The sequence below is a fragment of the Candidatus Eisenbacteria bacterium genome (assembly GCA_035577985.1).
Taxonomy (GTDB): Bacteria; Desulfobacterota; Binatia; order DP-6; family DP-6; genus DATJZY01.
In genome coordinates this window covers 1-3,709 of the sequence record DATJZY010000016.1, presented here as the reverse complement: position 1 = coordinate 3,709, position 3,709 = coordinate 1, and the positions used below count along the sequence as shown (strand labels likewise).

Annotated in this window: 5 protein-coding genes; 3 read left to right on the top strand and 2 right to left on the bottom strand. The window is 70.9% G+C overall.

Annotated elements, in window-relative coordinates; genetic code table 11:
* Nucleotides 1-228: 228 nt before the first annotated feature.
* Nucleotides 229-1,587 carry a bifunctional UDP-N-acetylglucosamine diphosphorylase/glucosamine-1-phosphate N-acetyltransferase GlmU gene (gene glmU / locus VMS22_02085; GenBank protein ID HXJ32801.1) on the bottom strand — a complete coding sequence of 453 codons (1,359 nt, stop codon included), beginning with the start codon at nucleotides 1,585-1,587 and terminating at the stop codon, nucleotides 229-231.
* 51 nt (nucleotides 1,588-1,638) lie between these two features.
* On the opposite strand from glmU, the gene VMS22_02080 reads away from it, so the two are divergent.
* Genes VMS22_02080 through VMS22_02070 form a run of 3 tightly spaced genes read left to right on the top strand, consistent with a single transcriptional unit; the run spans nucleotide 1,639 to nucleotide 3,088 of the window.
* Nucleotides 1,639-1,800, top strand: a complete 162-nt coding sequence (locus VMS22_02080) for a hypothetical protein (GenBank protein ID HXJ32800.1) — start codon at nucleotides 1,639-1,641, stop codon at nucleotides 1,798-1,800.
* Nucleotides 1,801-1,802: 2 nt separating this feature from the next.
* Entirely contained in the window at nucleotides 1,803-2,303 is a 501-nt protein-coding gene (locus tag VMS22_02075) for a DUF4124 domain-containing protein (protein HXJ32799.1), read from the top strand.
* Between the two features lie 56 nt (nucleotides 2,304-2,359).
* On the top strand, nucleotides 2,360-3,088 hold the full coding sequence (locus tag VMS22_02070; protein HXJ32798.1) for a DUF4124 domain-containing protein: 729 nt from the start codon (nucleotides 2,360-2,362) through the stop codon (nucleotides 3,086-3,088).
* 6 nt (nucleotides 3,089-3,094) lie between these two features.
* On the opposite strand, the gene VMS22_02065 is transcribed toward VMS22_02070, so the two are convergent.
* On the bottom strand, nucleotides 3,095-3,709 hold a 615-nt coding region (locus tag VMS22_02065), incomplete at its 5' end, for an FAD-dependent oxidoreductase (protein ID HXJ32797.1).

Below are 3,709 nucleotides of genomic sequence, written 5' to 3'. Positions count from 1 at the left end.
CCGCCGTCTCCATCTCGGCCACCCGACCGACGCGCCGGACGCGCTTGATCGCGCCGTCGAGCACCGCGACGCCGGAGGAGTCGTACCCGCGGTACTCGAGCCGCTTCAGCCCCTCGACGAGGAGCGGCACGACGTCGCGGTTAGCGATGGCGCCTACGATTCCGCACATGGTTCTGCTTGCACTCCCTGGTTCTTCCTCTTGCGCCGTTGCCCGTTTGCGTTCCCGGCCTACTTCTTCTTCGTCTTCACGGGCCGCTTCCAGTTCGGGATCGTCATCTGCCGCGCGCGAGAGATGGTCAGCTCGCCCGGCGGCGCATCCTCGGTGAGCGTCGTGCCGGCGCCGAGCGTCGCGCCGCGCCCGACGCGCACCGGCGCGACGAGCTGGGTGTCCGAGCCGATGAAGACGTCGTCCTCGATCACCGTGCGGTGCTTGTTCGCGCCGTCGTAGTTGCAGGTGATCGTGCCCGCGCCGACGTTGACGTTGCGGCCGACCTCGGTGTCGCCGATGTAGGCGAGGTGGTTCGCCTTCGAGCCGGCGCCGATCGTGCTCGCCTTCACCTCGACGAAATTGCCGATGTGGACGTCCTCGGCGAGCTGCGCGCCCGGACGGAGGCGCGCGTACGGGCCGATGCGGCAGTTGCGGCCGATGTCGGCTTCCTCGAGATGGCAGAACGGCTCGACCCGGGTGCCCGCGTCGATGCGCACGTTGCGGAGCACGCAGTTCGCGCCCAGCGACACGCGGTCGCCCAGGACCACGTCGCCCTCGAAGACGCAGTTGACGTCGATCGCGACGTCGCGCCCGCACTCGAGCTTCCCGCGAACGTCGATGCGGGCGGGATCGGCGAGCGTGACCCCTGCCGCGAGCAGCCGCCCGGCGACGTCCTGCCGGTACACCCGCTCGAGCTCGGCGAGCTGCGCCTTGCTGTTGACGCCGAGCGTTTCCCACGCGGAGGCGGGCTGCACCGCGCGCACCGCGACGCGCTCGCCCACCGCGGCGGCGATCACGTCGGTCAGGTAGTACTCGCGCTGCGCGTTGTCGTCGCGCAAGCCGGTGAGCCAGCGCGCGAGATTGCGCGTCGGCAGGACCATGATGCCGGTGTTCACCTCGCGCAGCGCGCGTTCGGCCGGGGTGGCGTCCTTCTCCTCGACGATGCGCTGGATCGCGCCGCCCTCGCGCACGATGCGCCCGTAGCCGGTCGGGTCCTCGAGCGTGACGGTGAGGAGCGCGACCCCGTCGGCGGCGGCGGTGCCGAGCGCGCGCAGCGTTTCGGCGCGCGTCAGCGGGACGTCGCCGTACAGGACGAGCGTCTGCGCGTCCGGACCGAGCGCCGGGAGCGCCTGCTGGAGCGCGTGCCCGGTGCCGAGCTGGGGCTCCTGACGCACCCAGGCGATCGCGTCGCCGCCGATCGTCTCGCGCACGCGCTCACCGCCGTGTCCGTACACGACGCACACGCACGACGGCCCGAGCGACCGGGCGGTGTCGAGGACGTGCGCGAGGAGCGGCCGGCCGGCCAGCGGATGGAGCACCTTGGGCAGGTCCGAGTGCATCCGCTTGCCCTGGCCCGCGGCCAGGATGACGACGTTCACTTGACTGAAACTCCCTTATCGATCCGGATGTTAGCAAGGAACCGGGCGCCCGTGACCGAGGCGTTTGCGGAGATCTTCACGGATGCCACGATTCGTGACATTCGGGCGGTGCCCGCGGCGTGGGACCGGGTCGCGATGATCCTGCTCGCGATCGTCGCGGCGGTGTTCGTCGCCGAGATCGTCACAACCCAGCTCCGGGGGCGCATCATCTGACCGTGGCCCACCTCCCCCACTCGCGGATGCTCGTTTCGCTCGTCGCGGGCGCGCTCGCTTTCCCGGCCGGGGCCGAGCTCTTCAAGTGGACGGACGAGACGGGCACGACGAACTACGGCGCCAGGCCGCCCGCAAACGCCCGCAACGTCCAGAAGCTCGATGACGCCAAGTCCCGCGTCAGCACCGTGCCCGGCCCGAAGCCCGAGAAGATCCAGGCGGGACAGGATCGGGCGCCGCAACAGAAAGCCGACGGCGTGGAGCGTGACCTCGCCGCGCAGCGCCGCGAGAGCGCCAATGCGCAGTCCGGGATCGCGGCGGATCCGCAATGGCGGGAGCGCTGTCTACAGGATCGGCGTGTAGACTGCGACGATCCCTCGCGCGGGACGTTCGACTACGGGCTTGAGCCGACGGGGTATCCGTACTACCCGGTCCGCCCGGTCCAGCCGATTGCACCGCCGGTGCAGCCTGGACCGCCGGGGCTCCCGCGGCCGACGCCACGGTGACGGGAACCCGTCGGCCCGGTCCGTGACAGCGCGCCTGTCATCCGAGGAGCCAGGTGGTGCGTAATTCATTCATGAGCGTTCGCCGTGTTCCACTCGTCGCCCTGGGGGTCGCGCTCGCGTTCCCACTGGTAGCGCTTGCCCAGGTCTACAAATGGATCGACGACAAGGGCGTCACCAACTATTCCAGCACCCCGCCCGACAACCGGAAGAGCGAGAAGCTCGACGAGGACAAGGGACGGGTCAGCACGATCGAGGCGTACGACGCGTCGAAAGGCGACGCCGGGCGCCGGGAACAGGCGTTGAAGGATCGCGTGGCCCGGCTCGAGGAGGATGCGCAGCGGAATCGCCAGACGGCCGCAGCCCAGGATGCGGCGTCGGCCGAAGCCTATCGCCAGTGGCGCGAGCGCTGCATCGCCGACCGTCGGACCGATTGCGACAGTCCGTATCCGACCGCCTACGATCCAGGCTATTACAGCCCCTATGGCCCCTACGGCATCGTGCGGCCAGGCGCGAGGCCGGTGCCGCAACAGCCCGTGCCGGGCATGTATCAGCCGACGCCGTTCACCGCGGTCGGCGCTGGTGGCGTCGCCGGTCCGTATTACCGGTCACCACCGGGCGGCCTCGCGGTCGGACCCGGCCCGGCGGGCATAGGGGCCGGCTTGGTGCCCGCGCCGCCGGGAGGCGTGGTGGTGACGCCCGGACCGGCCGGCATCGGCTCGCAGTACCGGCCGGTGCCGGAGGATCAGGTACCGAGCGCCGCGCCGCGCCCGCGACCCCGCCAGTAGCCCTTTTCAGCGCGGGAGCTCGGAGCTCCCCATGAGGAACTCGTCGACGGCACGCGCGCACTGGCGGCCTTCCCGGATCCCCCAGACGACGAGGGATTGGCCGCGGCGCATGTCCCCCGCGGCGAACACCTTCGGCGCCGAGGTCGTGTAGCAGCCCGCGCCGTCGGTCGTCGCACGCGCGTTGCCGCGGGCGTCCTTCGCCACGCCGAAAGCGTCGAGCACGCCCTGGACCGGCGAGACGAATCCCATCGCGAGGAGCACGAGGTCGGCGGGCAGCTCGAACTCCGTGCCCGGGACCTCGACCATCCTCATCTGGCCGCTCGCCGGGTCCTTCTGCCACTCGACGCGCACGGCGACCAGCGCCTTGACCGTGCCGTTCTCGCCGCGGAAGTGCTTGGTCGCCACCGCCCAGTCGCGCTCGCAGCCTTCCTCGTGGGACGACGAGGTGCGCAGCCGCGACGGCCAGTACGGCCACACCGGGTTGCGGTCGAGATCCGGCGGCATCGGCAGCAGCTCGAACTGGGTCACGGATTTCGCGCCGTGCCGGTTGGAGGTGCCGACGCAGTCCGAACCGGTGTCGCCGCCGCCGATGACGACCACGTGCTTGTCCGTCGCCCACAG